Origin of the sequence: Rhizobium anhuiense bv. trifolii, from assembly GCF_024346605.1 — a bacterium.
GTDB lineage: Bacteria > Pseudomonadota > Alphaproteobacteria > Rhizobiales > Rhizobiaceae > Rhizobium > Rhizobium anhuiense.
The window spans coordinates 1,250,870-1,266,258 of the sequence record NZ_CP098803.1; the positions used below are offsets into that span (position 1 = coordinate 1,250,870).

Below are 15,389 nucleotides of genomic sequence, written 5' to 3' on the forward strand. Positions count from 1 at the left end.
CAAGTTGCGATCACTGATTCATAACAGGATGGCTTTTTTGAAGCGGCGCTGCAAGAAAATCAGCCTGCGATCAAGGACGATTGATCAATTGACGCGCTCGATGCAGAAGTCGATCACTTCCATCAGGGAGGATTTCCAGACGGTATCGGGAAGCGGCGCAAGCGCATCCCGTGCGATCGTGCCGTAATGGATCGCGCGGCCGATCGTGTCGCTGAGCGTGCCATATTTGGTGATCAGCCCCAGCGCTTTTTCGAGGTTGGCGTCGGTGCTGTTGCCGGCTTCGATCGCATCGCGCCAGAACGCGCGCTCGTCCTCGGTGCCGCGGCGATAGGCGAGAATGACCGGCAGAGTGATCTTGCCCTCGCGGAAATCGTCGCCGACATTCTTGCCGAGATCGGCAGCCTTGCCGCCATAGTCGAGCGCGTCGTCGACGAGCTGGAAGGCGAGCCCGAGATTCATGCCATAGGATTTCAGGGCGTTGCGGCCGGACCGGCCGGCCTCGGCGACGATCGGCCCGACTTCGGCGGCGGCGGCAAAGAGAGCGGCCGTCTTGGCGCGGATGACGGAGAGATAATCGTCTTCCGTCGTCTCCATGTTCTTGGCGACGGAAAGCTGCAGCACTTCACCTTCGGCGATCACGCAGGCGGCCGAGGACAGGACGTCGAGCGCATCGAGCGAGCCGACATCGACCATCATGCGGAAGGCTTGGCCGAGCAGGAAGTCGCCGACCAGCACGCTTGCCTGGTTGCCCCAGATCATCCGTGCCGTCGATTTGCCGCGGCGCAGATCGCTCTCGTCGACGACGTCGTCATGCAGCAGCGTCGCCGTGTGCATGAACTCGACCGATGTGGCGAGCTTGACGTGGTTTTCGCCCCTGTAGTCGAACAGCGAGGCGGAAGCCAGCGTCAGCATCGGCCGCAGCCGCTTGCCGCCGGATGAGATCAGATGGTTCGCCACTTCGGGGATCATCTGCACGTCGGAGCCGGCCTTGGACAGAATGAGCTGGTTTACTCGCTCCATATCCGCCCTGGTGAGATCGACCAGCGGCTTTATGGATGCCAGTTTGTTTTTGCTTTCTTCAAGCGGTATGACCACGCCCAACGACCCGGACTCCTATTCATTCATTGCACCTGACAATAGAAAGGGGCGATGGACGCGGCAAGGGGTGAATTGTCGCGCTGAGCGAAATTGGAAGGAAAACGACGGCAAATGCATGAGCTTATCCGCGCCAACGACCCCGTTCTTCTCTCCTATGCCGAGAGTTTGATGAAGGATGCCGGAATTCACTGCTTCATCGCCGATCAGGGCATGAGCGTGCTGGAGGGCTCGCTCGGCATGCTGTCGCGCCGCCTGCTGGTGGACGAGGAGATGGCCGATCAGGCGCGCCGCATCCTCATCGATGCCGGTCTCGGCGGCGAGCTGCGCGAGCGGAAGTGAGCTCCGATGGCAGGCGAAACCACTGACACCATCGATGCCTTCCACCGCGGCGCCTTCCATGTGGTGCAGCCAAAGGGCAGGGGCCATCGCGCCGGCATGGATGCGATGCTGCTTGCGGCTCTCGTCGCCGACGATCGCCCGGTCAGGGTTGCCGATCTCGGCGCCGGCGCCGGTGCCGCCGGCCTTGCCGTCGCCTCGCGGCTTGCCGATGCAGAGGTGGTGCTCTTCGAGCGCTCGGCCGAGATGGCCGATTATGCCCGCCGCAGCATCCTCTTGCCCGGCAATGCCCATGTCGCGGACCGCGTCAGCGTCGTCGAGGCCGATGTGACCCTGACCGCCAAGGCGCGCAACGATGCCGGCCTTACCGATGAGAGCTTCCACCATGTCATCATGAACCCGCCCTTCAATGATGCCGGCGACCGGCGCACGCCGGATGCGCTGAAGGCCGAAGCCCATGCGATGACCGACGGCCTGTTCGAAAGCTGGATCCGCACGGCCGGCGCCATCATGATCCCCGGCGGCCAATTGTCGCTGATCGCCAGGCCTCAGTCGATCGCCGAAATCATCCTCGCCTGCGGCCGTCGCTTCGGCGGCCTCGAAATGACAGCCATCCACCCGCGTCCGGGTGAAAATGCCGTCCGTATCCTGGTGACCGCAATCAAGGGATCGCGGGCGCGGCTGTCGCTGCGCGCGCCTCTGATCATGCACGAAGAGGGGAGCCACAAGTTCTCCCCTCTCGTCGATGATTTCAACAATGGCCGGGCGGCTTACACCAGAATCTAGCCGGTGACGAAGTCGAAGAGCAGCTTGACGTTCAATCCGGCGATGACGACCGCGATCACATAGGCGATGCCGCTCAGCCAGCGCGGCGCCACCAGCTCGCCCATCTTGGCCTTGCTGGCGGTGAACATGACAAGCGGGAAGACGGCGAAGGAAAGCTGCAGGCTGAGCACCACCTGCGTCAGGATCAAAAGCTCGGCCGTGCCTTGATCGCCATACCAGATGGTGACGATTGCCGCCGGCACGATGGCGATGGCGCGGGTGATCAGGCGGCGCATCCATGGCTTCAGCCGGATCTTCAGGAAGCCTTCCATGACGATCTGACCGGCAAGCGTTGCCGTCACCGTCGAATTGAGGCCGCAGCAGAGAAGCGCGATGCCGAACAGCGTCGGCGCGATGGCGAGGCCGAGCAGCGGCGACAACAGCGAATGCGCCTCGCCGAGTTCGACGACGTCCGTCTTCCCATGCGCGTTGAAGGCGGCAGCCGCCAGGATCAGGATCGAGGCGTTGATCAGCAACGCGAAGCACAATGCGACCGTCGAGTCGATCGTCGCAAAGGTCAGCGCCTCCTTCTTCTCAGGGATAGTATGGCCATAGGCCCGCGTCTGCACGATGCCGGAGTGGAGGTAGAGATTGTGCGGCATGACGGTGGCGCCGAGAATGCCGAGCGCCAGGTAGAGCATCTCGGGATTGGTGACGATCTCGGTGGTCGGGAAGAAGCCGGTGAGGACGGCGCCCCATTGCGGGTCGGCAAGCAATATCTGCACGCCGAAGCAGATCGCGATGACGCCGAGCAGCGCGATGATGAAGGCTTCCACCCAGCGGAAGCCGAGCTTCTGCAGGAAGAGGATCACGAAGACGTCGAGCGCGGTGATCAGCACGCCGAGTTCGAGCGGGATGCCCATCAAGAGGTTGAGGCCGATCGCCGTGCCGATCACCTCGGCGATATCGGTGGCGATGATGGCGATTTCGGCAAACGCCCAGAGCGGCACCGAGACATATTTCGGAAAAGCGTCGCGGCAAGCCTGCGCAAGATCGCGGCCGGAGGCGATCGCCAGGCGGGCGCAGAGCGATTGCAGCACGATCGCCATCAGGTTGGAAAGCAGTGCGACGGTGAGCAGCGCATAGCCGAATTTCGAGCCGCCGGCGAGCGAGGTCGCCCAGTTGCCGGGGTCCATGTAGCCGACGGCGACCATATAGCCCGGCCCGGCGAAAGCCGCCGCCCTACGCCACATCGAGCTGTGACGCCCGGTTCCGACGGTGCGGTAGACATCGGACAGCGACGCCTCGCCGCGTTCGTGCCGCCAGCCGCTCTTTGCATTCGGATTGAGGACGTCCATGCGATTTCCACCTGTTTTAGCGTCGGTGCACTATGACGGATTAGAATGATAATGCAATTCATTCGCAACAAGAAAATCAATCCCGATGCTTCGGGCCGATGTTTTCAGGAACGCGGCCATTGCGTTTGGCGTTCCAGCGCATACATGGATGCCGATCGCAAATTGCGAGCGTGCGACCCGAAGCAAAGGATGGGAAATGGCCGGATTCTTGAGAAAGCTGCTGCCGAAACGGTTCCGCAAGGACGGCATCACCATCCCGGTCGTCCGGTTGCAGGGGGCGATCATCAGCGGCGGCGGCCAGTTCCGGCCAACCCTCAATCTCGCCAATGTCTCCCCGGTCCTGGAAAAGGCCTTCGCCATGAAGGACGCGCCGGCGGTTGCCATCTCCATCAATTCGCCGGGCGGCTCGCCCGTGCAGTCGCGGCTGATCTTCACCCGCATTCGCGAGCTCGCCCGCGAGAAGCAGAAGAAGGTTCTGGTCTTCGTCGAGGATGTCGCCGCCTCCGGTGGTTACATGATCGCGCTCGCCGGCGACGAGATCATTGCCGATGCCACCTCCATCGTCGGCTCGATCGGCGTCGTCTCCGGCGGGTTCGGCTTTCCCGAACTGTTGAAGAAGATCGGCGTCGAGCGCCGCGTCTATACGGCGGGCGAAAACAAGGTGATCCTCGATCCGTTCCAGCCGGAAAAGGAAAAGGATATCGAGTATCTGAAGAGCTTGCAGCTCGAAATCCACCAGGTCTTCATCTCGATGGTGCGCGAGCGTCGCGCCGGCAAGCTGCAGGACGATGCGGCGGTCTTCTCGGGCCTGTTCTGGAGCGGTACGCGCGGCCTTGAACTCGGCCTCATCGATGGCCTCGGCGACATGCGCCAGGAATTGAGGCGGCGCTACGGCCAGAAGACCAAGCTGGAGCTCGTCACCGCCGGCCGCGGCCTGTTCGGCCGCCGGATTCCCGGCGTATCGCCGGTCTCGCTCGAAGGGGCTGCATCCGGTCTCGCAACAGGGCTTGTCGAAGCGGCGGAAGAGAGAGCATTGTGGAGCCGTTTCGGGCTTTGAAGGGAGCAAGAGAGGGGCATGCCGCAGTTAATTACCATCCTCATCCTGGTTTTCTCAGCCTGGTGGCTCTACCGCCGCTTCGTCTCCGATGCCCGCAAGCTCGCCGAAAAATCGCGCCAAGCTGAAAAGGAGCGTCAGACCGGCGCGATCGGCACGCTGGTCAAGGACCCGGCGACGGGCGAATACCGGCTGAAGCGCGAGGGAGAATAAGGGGCCCGACTGTACCGGCCTCTCACCCGGCGCTTGCCCCTCATCCGCCTGCCGGCACCTTCGCCCCGCTCGCAAGGAGAAGGGAAATATGCCGCACCGGCAGCCTCAATCTCGCCGCAGCGTTTGGCACGTCCCCTCGATCCGCGAGCGGGGAGAGGGTTAGGGTGAGCGGTAACCGAATTCCTCTTCCATATCGCCGCAGCCGTCTCTCCACCGCTGTAAAAGTCTTGACCCCCGTCGCCCTCCATGGCACCTGTCGCGCCGATAATTCCCAAGCAATCGGTGCCGTTCGATGTCAGCTATCCCAGACCATATGAACCCGAAGCGCTCCTTCCAGGCGCTGATCCTGACCCTGCATAGCTACTGGGCGGACAAGGGTTGCGCGGTGCTGCAGCCCTACGACATGGAAGTCGGCGCCGGCACCTTCCACCCTGCCACAACGTTGCGCGCCCTCGGCCCCAAGCCGTGGAAGGCGGCTTACGTGCAGCCGTCACGGCGCCCGTCCGACGGCCGCTATGGCGAGAACCCGAACCGGCTGCAGCATTATTACCAGTACCAGGTCATCCTGAAGCCGAACCCGCCCAATCTGCAGGAGCTCTATCTCGGTTCGCTGGCGGCGATCGGCCTCGATCCGCTGCTGCACGACATCCGTTTCGTCGAGGACGACTGGGAAAGCCCGACGCTCGGCGCCTGGGGCCTCGGCTGGGAATGCTGGTGCGATGGCATGGAAGTCTCGCAGTTTACCTATTTCCAGCAGGTCTGCGGCATCGAATGCTCGCCGGTCGCAGGCGAACTGACCTATGGTCTCGAACGTCTCGCCATGTATGTCCAGGGCGTCGACAATGTCTACGACCTGAACTTCAACGGCCGCGAAGGCAACGAGAAGATCAGCTATGGCGACGTCTTCCTGCAGGCCGAGCAGGAATATTCGCGCCATAATTTCGAATTCGCCAATACCGAGATGCTGCATCGCCACTTCGTCGACGCCGAGAAGGAATGCCGCGCACTGCTTGATGCCGGCGCGCCGGGGGATAACGCCAACCAGCGCCTGCACAAATGCGTCTTCCCGGCCTATGACCAGTGCATCAAGGCCAGCCACGTCTTCAACCTGCTCGATGCCCGCGGCGTCATCTCGGTCACCGAGCGTCAGAGCTACATCCTGCGCGTACGCACCCTTGCCAAGGCCTGCGGCGAAGCCTTCCTGCTGACCGACGCCGGCGGCGTCAATCTGGCCAAAGAGGCGGCGTGACGCAAAACCCTGTCGGCCGTATCATCCATATCAACGGCTGGCCGGGCACTGGAAAGCTGACTGTCGGTCGCTTGCTGGCAAAAAGGCTCGGCGCGCGGCTCATCGACAACCATACACTGCTCAATCCTGCCGAGGCTCTGTTCTCCCGCAGCGATCCGCTGCACGCCTCGCTGAGAGGGCAGATTCGTCACGCGGTTTTCGACCATGCCGCGCGGGCGGACCCTGCCGAAAGCTTCGTCTTTACCGATGCCCTGTCGGACGACGCAGATGACGCTGCGACCTTCTCCTGGTACAGCGATCTGGCCGCCGCGAGAGGCGCCGACCTCGTGGCGATCCTGTTCGATTGCGCCCCGGAGGAGAATGCCAGGCGTCTTGTTGCTCCCGGCCGGGCTGAGGCGCTCAAGCTGACGGATACGGCGACGTTACAACGGCTGCGGGCAAACCATAAACTGCTGCGTGGGCTGGCTGAACGCACCGTCGAAATCGACACGACAGGCTTTTCACCGGAGCAGACGACGGCCCGGATCCTCGCCGATATCGGCGTTTGACGGCAGCCGGCAAACCCGCGTAGTCTCCGCCCCGACATTACTTCGCTGCGGGGGGATTCGCGATGTATATTGCGCTTGGCGTCATCGTTCTGGTCGCGCTCTATCTCGTCTTCATCTACAACGGCCTGGTTCGTGCGCGGCAGATGGCGGAAGAGGCCTGGTCGGGCATCGACGTCCAGCTCAAGCGTCGCGCCGACCTGATCCCGAACCTGATCGAGACGGTCAAGGGTTATGCCGCCCATGAAAAGTCGACACTCGAAGAGGTGGTTGAGCTCCGCAACAAGGCGCAGGCCGTGCCATCGGGCGATGTCGCGGGCAGGGCGCAGGCGGAAGGGCTGCTCGGCCAGGCGCTCGGTCGGCTCATCGCGCTCGCCGAAGCCTATCCCGATCTCAAGGCCAACCAGAACTTTGCCGAGCTGCAGGCTTCGCTGGAAACCATGGAAGGCGAACTGCAGATGGCGCGCCGTTATTACAATGGCGCGGCCCGCGACCTGAACGTCAAGGTCGAAAGCTTCCCGTCCAATCTGGTCGCCGGCCAGTTCGGTTTTGCCAAGCGGGACTATTTCGAAATCACCAATGAGGCCGATCGCGCCGTCCCCAGCGTGAAATTCTGACGATCCGGCATTTTGCCTTTGCAAGAAAGCGATTAAGAGCAAGGGCAGATTTGCGGCCGGCTAGAGCATGTCGCGCAAAACCAAAGACCTGAAGCGTGGCCCAAGCGAATCTGAAAGATCGCGACGCGCTTCAAGGTTGCCCCATGGACGGAAGAAACAGCATGACACGCACAGCCAAACTCACGATCATCCCGCCGGGCGAGCCGCTTTCGGGCCGCGCCATGCCGCCGGGCTCCAAGTCGATCACCAACCGCGCGCTTCTGCTCGCCGGCCTTGCCAAGGGCACCAGCCGGCTGACGGGCGCGCTGAAGAGCGACGATACGCGATATATGGCCGAAGCGCTGCGGGCCATGGGGGTTTCGATCGACGAGCCCGATGACACCACCTTCGTCGTCACCGGCAGCGGCAGGCTGCAGCCGCCGAAGGCGCCGCTCTTCCTCGGCAATGCCGGCACGGCGACACGCTTCCTGACGGCCGCCGCCGCCCTGGTCGACGGCACCGTCATCGTCGACGGCGACGAACATATGCGCAAGCGCCCGATCGGCCCGCTGGTCGAGGCGATGCGCACGCTCGGCATCGACGTGAGCGCCGAAACCGGCTGCCCGCCGGTCACGGTCAAGGGCACCGGCCGCTTCCAGGCCGACCGCATCCGCATCGATGGCGGCCTGTCCAGCCAGTATGTCTCGGCGCTGCTGATGATGGCGGCCGGTGGTGACCGGCCCGTCGACATCGAACTCGTCGGTGAGGATATCGGCGCGCTCGGCTATATCGATCTGACCACCGCGGCGATGAAGGCCTTCGGCGCCAAGGTCGACAAGACCAGTCCGGTGACCTGGCGCGTCGAGCCGACCGGCTACCGCGCCGCCGACTTCATCGTCGAGCCCGATGCTTCGGCTGCAACCTACCTCTGGGCCGCCGAGGTTCTCACCGGCGGCGCGATCGATCTCGGTGTTCCCTCCGATACCTTCTCGCAGCCGGATGCCCGCGCCTATGACATCATCGCCAAATTCCCACACCTGCCGGCGGAGATCGACGGCTCGCAGATGCAGGATGCCGTTCCGACGCTTGCCGTGCTTGCCGCCTTCAACGAGACGCCGGTTCGCTTCGTCGGCATCGCCAATCTGCGCGTCAAGGAATGCGACCGCATTCGGGCCCTGTCCACGGGGCTCAACAATATCCGCGAAGGTCTGGCTGTCGAGGAGGGCGACGATCTGATCGTTCATTCCGATCCTGCTCTCGCCGGTCAAACGCTGCCGGCCGAGATCGATACCTTTGCCGATCACCGTATCGCCATGAGTTTCGCGCTCGCCGGGCTGAAGATCGACGGCATCACCATTCTCGATCCCGATTGCGTCGGCAAGACTTTCCCTGCCTATTGGCGGACACTGGCGGCACTCGGCGTGACATATCGGGACAAGGATTGACGAAAACGCAGCCGAGGCTGCCGACGGAGAGACAGGGATGGGGCGTCGGTTTTTCGGATTTTGTTTTGCACTGCTGTTGATGCTCGCCGCCCCGGTCGCCTTTGCCGCCGAGGTGATCGACAATTTTGCCTCCGACATCGTGCTGGAAAAGAGCGGCGCGATGACGGTGACGGAAACGGTCACCGTCAATGCCGAGGGCGACCGGATCAATCACGGCATCTTCCGCGATTTTCCGCTCTATTTCACCGATGCCTCGGGCCGTCGCCGCAGCGTCGATTTCGATATGGTGTCGGTCCAGCGCGATGGCGCGGATGAGCCCTGGCACACTGAATCGATATCGGGCGGCATCCGCATCTATGCCGGTTCTGCCGATGTGACTGTGACACCGGGCCGTCATCGATATGCCTTTACCTACAGGACCAACCGGCAGATCCGCTATTTCGACGATCATGACGAACTTTATTGGAACGTCACCGGCAATGGCTGGATCTTCCCGATCCGCTCGGCGACGGCGACGGTGACGCTGCCGCCGGGTGTCACTGCCACCGAGACGACCTTCTTCACCGGCCGGCAGGGCGCAACTGGAAAGAACGCCCGCGCCAGCGAAACCGGCGCCGGCATCGTTTTTTCCACCACCGCGCCTCTCGGTCCCAGCGAAGGTCTGACTTTCGCCATCCGCATGCCGAAGGGCTCGATCGATCCGCCGAGCACGGATATGGAAAGCACATGGTGGCTAAAGGACAACCGTGATTATTTCATCGGCTTCGGCGGCCTGATCCTGGTGTTCGCCTATTATCTCAGATCATGGCTGAAGGTCGGTCGTGATCCTGCCCGCGGCGTCGTCGTGCCTCGCTGGGACGCGCCTGATGGTATCTCGCCGGCACTGGTGAACTACATCGACAATAAGGGCTTTTCCGGCGAGGGCTGGACCGCCCTTTCCGCCACCGCCCTCAATCTTGCGGTTCGCGGTTACGTCAAGCTCGAAGATCTGAAGAATTCGATTGTCATCCGCGGCACCGGCAAGGCGCTCGGCAAAGAGAAATTCCAGGCCGGCGAGATCGAACTGCTGAAGGCCGCTGGCGGCGCCGGCAAGACGCTGACGATCGACAAGGCCAATGGCGAGCGGGTGAAGTCCGTCGGCCAGGCTTTCCGCTCGGCGATCGAGAAAGAGCACCGCGGCAAATATTACAATTCCAACCTCGGTTATACCACGGGCGGCATTGCGCTCAGCGCCGCCGCCCTGGTGGCGCTGTTCGTCTTTGGGTCGCTGCAGCCCGACACCATCGCGCTGATGCTGATCCCGATCGCCATCTCGGTCTTTGTCGCGGTGTTCGTCGCCGGCTTCATGCGGTCGCTGCATCGCGGCAGGTCGCTGTTCGGCAAGATCATCGCCATCATTGCCACGGCGATCGGCGTTTTCGTCGGCATCAGCATCCTGGCGACCGTGGTCCTGGCGCTTGCCTCGTCGCTGGTGGAACTGCATGAAACGCCGATGCTGTTTGCCGTCGGCGGCATAGTACTGCTCAACATCCTCTATTTCTTCATCATGGGCGCGCCGACCCCGCTCGGCGCCAAGATGATGGATGGCATAGACGGCTTGCGCCAATATCTGACGCTGGCCGAGAAAGACCGGATGAACACGGCAGGCGCGCCGGAAATGTCGCCGCAGCATTTCGAGACGCTGCTGCCCTATGCGGTGGCGCTCGGCGTCGAAAAGCCCTGGTCGCGCACCTTCGAAACCTGGCTTGCGGCAGCCGCTGCCGGTGCGGCTGCCACCTATGCGCCCGCCTGGTATTCCGGCAATTTCAACAGCGGCAGCTTTTCCGATCGTATCGGCGGCTTTTCCTCGTCGATGGCCTCGACCATCGCTTCGACGATTCCGGCACCGCCGCCATCGAGCTCATCCTCCGGTTTTTCCGGCGGCGGTTCGTCGGGCGGCGGCGGCGGAGGCGGTGGAGGCGGGGGCTGGTAGCTTTCCCGCTTGACCTTTGGGCCCTTGGCCCTTAACCGCCAGGGGCAAAAGGAAAGGGTCGCGCATGAAGGTTCTGTTGATCGGATCGGGCGGACGCGAGCATGCGCTCGCCTGGAAGCTGGCGCAATCGCCGTTGATGACCGATTTCTACGCCGCACCCGGCAATCCCGGCATCGGCGAACACGCCGTCCTCGTGCCCATCGACATCGCGGATCATGAAGCGGTCGCGGCCTTCTGCAAGGACAAGGCGATCGATTTCGTCGTCGTCGGCCCGGAGGCGCCGCTGGTTGCCGGCCTCGCCGACCGCTTGCGTGCCGATGGCCTTGTGGTTTTCGGTCCGTCCGCCGCTGCGGCCCAGCTCGAGGGCTCCAAGGGCTTCACCAAGGATATCTGTGCCCGCTACGGCATTCCCACAGGCGCCTATCAGCGTTTCAACAATGCGCCGAAGGCCAAAGCCTATATCCGCGCCCAAGGCGCGCCGATCGTCGTCAAGGCCGATGGCCTTGCCGCCGGCAAGGGCGTGACGGTCGCGATGACGCTGGATGAAGCCCTGGCCGCGGTCGACGACTGTTTCGAAGGCGCCTTCGGCGCTGCCGGCGCCGAAGTGGTCGTCGAAGCCTATCTCGACGGCGAGGAGGCGAGCTTCTTCTGCCTCTGCGATGGCAAACATGCGCTGCCACTTGCAACCGCCCAAGATCACAAACGGGTGGGCGAGGGCGATACCGGCGTCAATACCGGCGGCATGGGCGCCTATTCGCCGGCGCCTGTGATGACCGCGGAGATGGTCGAGCGCACCATGAAGGAGATCATCGAGCCGACGATGCGCGGCATGGCCGAGAGCGGTCATCCCTTCTCGGGCGTGTTTTTCGCCGGGCTAATGATCACCCGGAAGGGACCGGAGCTGATCGAATACAATGTCCGCTTCGGCGATCCCGAATGCCAGGTGATGATGATGCGGCTGAAGAGCGATCTGCTGCCGCTGCTGCTTGCCACCGCCAACGGCACGCTCGACCAGGTCAAGGCCGAATGGAGCGACGATCCGGCGCTGACGGTGGTCATGGCCTCCAAGGGTTATCCGGCCGCTTACGAGAAGAACACGCCGATCCTCTCCCTGCCGGATGCAGGTAAGGGCGAGAAGGTGTTTCATGCCGGCACGGCTCTGAAGGACGGCGCGCTGGTTGCGACCGGCGGCCGCGTGCTGAACGTCACCGCCACCGGCGGCACGGTTGCCGAGGCCAAGGACCGCGCCTATGCGCTGCTCGACAGGGTGACCTGGGAAAACGGCTTCTGCCGGCGCGACATCGGCTGGCGGGCGATCGAGCGCGAAAAAGCCTGAGATACGGTGTAAACGACCGCATTCTTTAAATTTTTACCCTTTCCCCTGACGGGATGGAAACAAAGCTGCGCTATACCGCTCCCATAGTGAGACGGAGGTGCGTTGATGCGTCAGATTTTCCTCGGTGCGGCAATCCTGCTGATGGCAGGTTCTGCGATGGCGTCCTCGATAGAGGTGGTAGGCAAGACCGCGCCGCGCGCTGACGGCAGCATCGTCACCGAAAGCTGTGCCAATTGTCCGCCGCTCCAGGCCGAAGTGAGCAAGAAGGACTACACGGTGCCGGCGCTGAAGCCCGGCGTCCTCCAGGCGAGTGAAATCCGCGACGTCGGCGGCGAAAAAAAGATCTATCGCACCGAAGGCTGGATGGGCGGCTCGCCCGTCGTCTTCGTCAGTAAGGCGACCCCGGAAGCGATGCTTGCCGCAGCACCGTCCGCCCAACCGGCCGACGGCATCGACATGAGCGCAACGACCGCCGCCGTCATCGGCGGCGACGCCAAGCCTGTTGCCGCCGGCATGGCGGAACAACCGGCAGCCCTCAACGTTTCCGAATTCGAACTGCGCTTTTAGAGCAACTTCCAGGAAAAGTGCGAAGCGGTTTTCCGTCCGGAATTGCGTAAAGGCAAAAACTTCCCTGCCCCACCTGATCAAGGTTTCGATCGTTTGGGGGTCCACCACTGGTGGACCGAATGCACCCTCGATGAGCAGCGGGGGTGCATTCCTGTTTTGATGCGCCGGGCAAGCTGAGAGTTCGACATGATATTAGGCCGGCGGATGAAAATCCGGCGTCTACCTTGTAACTCGACCCCCTGATTTTGAGGGAAGTTCGCGCCGCGTCCAATAAAATTAAAGCTTTTTTATAGGGTAAGCATCAATTGTTACTTACCCGGTCGCAGCATGTTTGTTTTAGCAGCGGTAGACGCGCTCTCTTTTTCGGCGCGCTCGCACAGGCGGTAGAAAACCGCACCGGAATGCAGCCATTCATTCCCGTTGCGAGGCGTCATGAAAAATTTGAAGATATCGAAGCAGCTCATATTGCTGGTCGTCGGCCTGATGATCGCCTTTGCGATCGCCACCTCCCTGCAGATCCGCTCTTCGGTCGATGCGATCTACAAGGAGCGCTATGACATGCTCCGCGCCGAGGTTCAGTCGGCGGTCTCCGTTCTCAAGCTTTACCAGGCCAAGGTAACCGCGGGCGAAATGACGCTGGAGGAGGCCCAGAAGCAGGCCTATGCCACCGTCAACGGGATGAAATACGATCCGGACGGCTATTTCTTCGGTTATAGCTACGACGTCCAGATGGTGTTCCACTACGATGCGTCGAAAGTTGGGCAGATCAACAAGGGCCAGCCGGACAGCAAGGGCAAGCTCTATCGCGATGAGCTGGTCAAGCTCGGGCAGCAGGGCGGCGGTCTCGTCGAATATTATTCCACGGTCAAACCGGGCCAACCCGTCGGCGATTATCGCAAGACCGCCTATGGACAGGCCTTCGAACCCTGGAAGATTGTCGTCGTCACCGGCGTCTACATGGACGATCTCGATGCGCAGATAAACAGCACGATCCTGACCGCGCTCTCCGGCAGCATCGTTCTGTTCTTCCTCGCCATGGCGGCCGCCTACCTCGTCATCCGCGGCATATCGGGACCTCTCAACAACGTCCATGCCGCCCTGAAGGCCGTCGCCGAAGAGGACGTTTCCATCGCCATCCCGCATATCGGCATGAACAATGAAGTCGGCATGATGGCCAAGGCGACGCAGTCGCTGCAGGAAAAGATCAGGGAGCGCCATGCGATGTCGGATCGCGAGGCGGCCCAGCAGCTGGCGCTGGAAAGCGAGCGCGAGAACAATCAGCGCCAGCAGCAGGATGAGGCAGCGCTCCAGGCGCGTGTGGTGGCGACCATCGGCCAGGCGCTGGAGATGATCGCCCGTGGCGACCTCACCGTGCGCTGCGCCGATCTCGGCCAGAAATACGCCGCCCTGCGCGACAACTTCAATGATGCGCTGTCGCATCTCGAAGCTGCCATGGCCAAAGTCAGCGCCAAGGGCACCGATATCGGCACCAGCAAGGAAGAGATCCGCCGCGCCTCCAACGAGCTGTCGCAGCGCACCGAGCGCCAGGCGGCCAGCCTGGAAGAAACCTCCGCGGCCCTCGACGAACTCACCGTTGCCGTCCGTCAGACGGCTGATGGCGCCCATGAGGCGAGCAAGCGGGTCCACTCGGTCAGCACCGAAGCCAACCATAGCGATGCGATCGTCACCCAGGCGATCGAGGCGATGAGCGGCATCGAGAAGTCGTCGTCGGAGATTACCAAGATCATCGGCGTCATCGACGAGATCGCCTTCCAGACCAACCTCTTGGCGCTGAATGCCGGCGTCGAGGCCGCGCGTGCCGGTGAATCCGGCAAGGGTTTTGCGGTCGTCGCCCAGGAAGTGCGCGAACTTGCCCAGCGTTCCGCCGCGGCCGCCAAAGAGATCAAGGACCAGATCGCCCGCTCCTCCAGCCAGGTCGACCATGGCGTCCGTCTGGTCGGCGAGGCCGGCGAGGCGCTGAAACGCATCTCCGACCAGATCAAGGCCGCCAACGAGATCGTCGCCAAGATCGCCCACAGCGCTTCCGAACAGGACACGACGCTGCGCTCGATCTCGTCGTCGATGAACCAGCTCGATGCCGCCACCCAGCAGAATGCCGCCATGGCCGAAGAGACCACGGCATCGGCCGAGACGCTCGCCAGCGACACCGACGAGCTGATCGACCTCATCCGCGGCTTCCGCGTCAGTGTCGAAAGCGCTGCCCCGGCCATGCATCAAGGTCGCCGCGCCGCTTAAACGGCGCGGAGGCAACAAGCCTTTTCATCACCAAATTCTTAGCGGCCGTCGGTTCTCCGGCGGCCGTGCCGTTTGAAGCTCATTGCGTGATACGTTCGATCAGCCGTTCGATCTCCCGATCGGAAAACACCTCGATCCCTTCAGCTTTCAGCGCTGCCGCCGTCACGCCGTTGCCGGCCTGCTTGCGGCCGGAAAAGGTGCCGTCATAGATGAAACCGGATCCGCAGGACGGACTGCCGTCGATGAGCAGCGCATAACGGCAGCCGGCCTGCCTGGCGAGCGCCACGGCATTTTCTGCCGCCAGCCGGAACTCTTCCGTCACATCGGCGCCCGTCAGTTCGACAACCCGCGCCTTACCGGCCAGCACCTCTTCGCCGGTTGCTGCCTCTGCGATCTCCGCCGGCGACCGCGGCACCGTCATGCCCGCCGACATCTCCGGACAGATCGTCACCAGCCGGCCCTCGGCCCGCCATGTCTCGATCACCGGATGAAGCAACGGCTTCGCCCGCCCGTCATGGCGGACGGCGTGCCCCATGAGACAGGCGCTGACGAGAATCTTGCTTTGCATGTCTGCTTGAATAGCGCCGTAATGGCGGCAA

The 15,389-nt window shown here is 62.7% G+C and carries 15 protein-coding genes; 12 read left to right on the plus strand and 3 right to left on the minus strand.

The features are described 5' to 3' along the window. Positions 1–84: 84 nt before the first annotated feature. Positions 85–1,101 carry a polyprenyl synthetase family protein gene (locus NE851_RS14630; RefSeq protein WP_028756705.1) on the minus strand — a complete coding sequence of 339 codons (1,017 nt, stop codon included), beginning with the start codon at positions 1,099–1,101 and terminating at the stop codon, positions 85–87. Positions 1,102–1,209: 108 nt separating this feature from the next. Here NE851_RS14630 and NE851_RS14635 point away from each other — a divergent pair, with 108 nt between their 5' ends. Continuing rightward, entirely contained in the window at positions 1,210–1,437 is a 228-nt protein-coding gene (locus NE851_RS14635) for a putative signal transducing protein (RefSeq protein ID WP_024321294.1), read from the plus strand. A 6-nt stretch (positions 1,438–1,443) separates the two neighbouring features. Beyond that, positions 1,444–2,220 (plus strand): tRNA1(Val) (adenine(37)-N6)-methyltransferase, encoded by a 777-nt coding sequence (locus NE851_RS14640; RefSeq protein ID WP_028756704.1) that lies wholly within the window; start codon positions 1,444–1,446, stop codon positions 2,218–2,220. Here the strand turns inward: NE851_RS14640 and NE851_RS14645 are convergent. Continuing rightward, positions 2,217–3,557, minus strand: a complete 1,341-nt coding sequence (locus tag NE851_RS14645; protein ID WP_063476432.1) for an Nramp family divalent metal transporter — start codon at positions 3,555–3,557, stop codon at positions 2,217–2,219. The two genes, NE851_RS14640 and NE851_RS14645, sit on opposite strands and share 4 nt — an antisense overlap. A 196-nt stretch (positions 3,558–3,753) precedes the next feature. Here NE851_RS14645 and NE851_RS14650 point away from each other — a divergent pair, with 196 nt between their 5' ends. From NE851_RS14650 to NE851_RS14695, 10 genes are all read left to right on the plus strand, one after another. Further along, positions 3,754–4,614 (plus strand): S49 family peptidase, encoded by an 861-nt coding sequence (locus tag NE851_RS14650; protein WP_047614425.1) that lies wholly within the window; start codon positions 3,754–3,756, stop codon positions 4,612–4,614. An 18-nt stretch (positions 4,615–4,632) separates the two neighbouring features. Continuing rightward, positions 4,633–4,824, plus strand: coding sequence for a membrane protein (locus NE851_RS14655; protein ID WP_047613848.1), 192 nt, complete (start codon positions 4,633–4,635; stop codon positions 4,822–4,824). A 292-nt stretch (positions 4,825–5,116) separates the two neighbouring features. Further along, positions 5,117–6,073, plus strand: a complete 957-nt coding sequence (locus NE851_RS14660) for a glycine--tRNA ligase subunit alpha (protein ID WP_254961213.1) — start codon at positions 5,117–5,119, stop codon at positions 6,071–6,073. Continuing rightward, positions 6,070–6,621, plus strand: coding sequence for an adenylate kinase family protein (locus NE851_RS14665; RefSeq protein ID WP_047613850.1), 552 nt, complete (start codon positions 6,070–6,072; stop codon positions 6,619–6,621). Before NE851_RS14660 ends, NE851_RS14665 begins: the two co-directional genes overlap by 4 nt. A gap of 62 nt (positions 6,622–6,683) precedes the next feature. Further along, positions 6,684–7,235, plus strand: coding sequence for a LemA family protein (locus NE851_RS14670; RefSeq protein WP_047613851.1), 552 nt, complete (start codon positions 6,684–6,686; stop codon positions 7,233–7,235). 161 nt (positions 7,236–7,396) lie between these two features. Beyond that, positions 7,397–8,659 (plus strand): 3-phosphoshikimate 1-carboxyvinyltransferase, encoded by a 1,263-nt coding sequence (locus NE851_RS14675; RefSeq protein WP_254961217.1) that lies wholly within the window; start codon positions 7,397–7,399, stop codon positions 8,657–8,659. 37 nt (positions 8,660–8,696) lie between these two features. Further along, on the plus strand, positions 8,697–10,631 hold the full coding sequence (locus NE851_RS14680; RefSeq protein WP_254961219.1) for a DUF2207 domain-containing protein: 1,935 nt from the start codon (positions 8,697–8,699) through the stop codon (positions 10,629–10,631). Positions 10,632–10,695: 64 nt separating this feature from the next. Continuing rightward, complete coding sequence (gene purD, locus NE851_RS14685) at positions 10,696–11,967, plus strand: phosphoribosylamine--glycine ligase (RefSeq protein ID WP_254961221.1); 1,272 nt, start codon at positions 10,696–10,698, stop codon at positions 11,965–11,967. Positions 11,968–12,072: 105 nt separating this feature from the next. Further along, positions 12,073–12,534, plus strand: a complete 462-nt coding sequence (locus tag NE851_RS14690) for a plant virulence effector HPE1-like domain-containing protein (protein ID WP_254961222.1) — start codon at positions 12,073–12,075, stop codon at positions 12,532–12,534. A 432-nt stretch (positions 12,535–12,966) separates the two neighbouring features. Then, a complete protein-coding gene (locus NE851_RS14695) occupies positions 12,967–14,790 on the plus strand; it encodes a methyl-accepting chemotaxis protein (RefSeq protein ID WP_028756690.1) in 1,824 nt (607 codons plus the stop codon). Between the two features lie 79 nt (positions 14,791–14,869). On the opposite strand, the gene NE851_RS14700 is transcribed toward NE851_RS14695, so the two are convergent. Continuing rightward, positions 14,870–15,358 carry a 2-thiouracil desulfurase family protein gene (locus NE851_RS14700; RefSeq protein WP_254961224.1) on the minus strand — a complete coding sequence of 163 codons (489 nt, stop codon included), beginning with the start codon at positions 15,356–15,358 and terminating at the stop codon, positions 14,870–14,872. Positions 15,359–15,389: the final 31 nt, after the last annotated feature.

Coding starts and splice junctions, on each gene's coding strand:
- NE851_RS14635 (WP_024321294.1), top strand. CDS start 1,210: ATGCATGAGCTTATCCGCGCCAACGACCCCGTTCTTCTCTCCTATGCC.
- NE851_RS14640 (WP_028756704.1), top strand. CDS start 1,444: ATGGCAGGCGAAACCACTGACACCATCGATGCCTTCCACCGCGGCGCC.
- NE851_RS14645 (WP_063476432.1), bottom strand. CDS start 3,557: ATGGACGTCCTCAATCCGAATGCAAAGAGCGGCTGGCGGCACGAACGC.
- NE851_RS14650 (WP_047614425.1), top strand. CDS start 3,754: ATGGCCGGATTCTTGAGAAAGCTGCTGCCGAAACGGTTCCGCAAGGAC.
- NE851_RS14655 (WP_047613848.1), top strand. CDS start 4,633: ATGCCGCAGTTAATTACCATCCTCATCCTGGTTTTCTCAGCCTGGTGG.
- NE851_RS14660 (WP_254961213.1), top strand. CDS start 5,117: ATGTCAGCTATCCCAGACCATATGAACCCGAAGCGCTCCTTCCAGGCG.
- NE851_RS14670 (WP_047613851.1), top strand. CDS start 6,684: ATGTATATTGCGCTTGGCGTCATCGTTCTGGTCGCGCTCTATCTCGTC.
- NE851_RS14675 (WP_254961217.1), top strand. CDS start 7,397: ATGACACGCACAGCCAAACTCACGATCATCCCGCCGGGCGAGCCGCTT.
- NE851_RS14680 (WP_254961219.1), top strand. CDS start 8,697: ATGGGGCGTCGGTTTTTCGGATTTTGTTTTGCACTGCTGTTGATGCTC.
- purD (WP_254961221.1), top strand. CDS start 10,696: ATGAAGGTTCTGTTGATCGGATCGGGCGGACGCGAGCATGCGCTCGCC.
- NE851_RS14690 (WP_254961222.1), top strand. CDS start 12,073: ATGCGTCAGATTTTCCTCGGTGCGGCAATCCTGCTGATGGCAGGTTCT.
- NE851_RS14695 (WP_028756690.1), top strand. CDS start 12,967: ATGAAAAATTTGAAGATATCGAAGCAGCTCATATTGCTGGTCGTCGGC.
- NE851_RS14700 (WP_254961224.1), bottom strand. CDS start 15,358: ATGCAAAGCAAGATTCTCGTCAGCGCCTGTCTCATGGGGCACGCCGTC.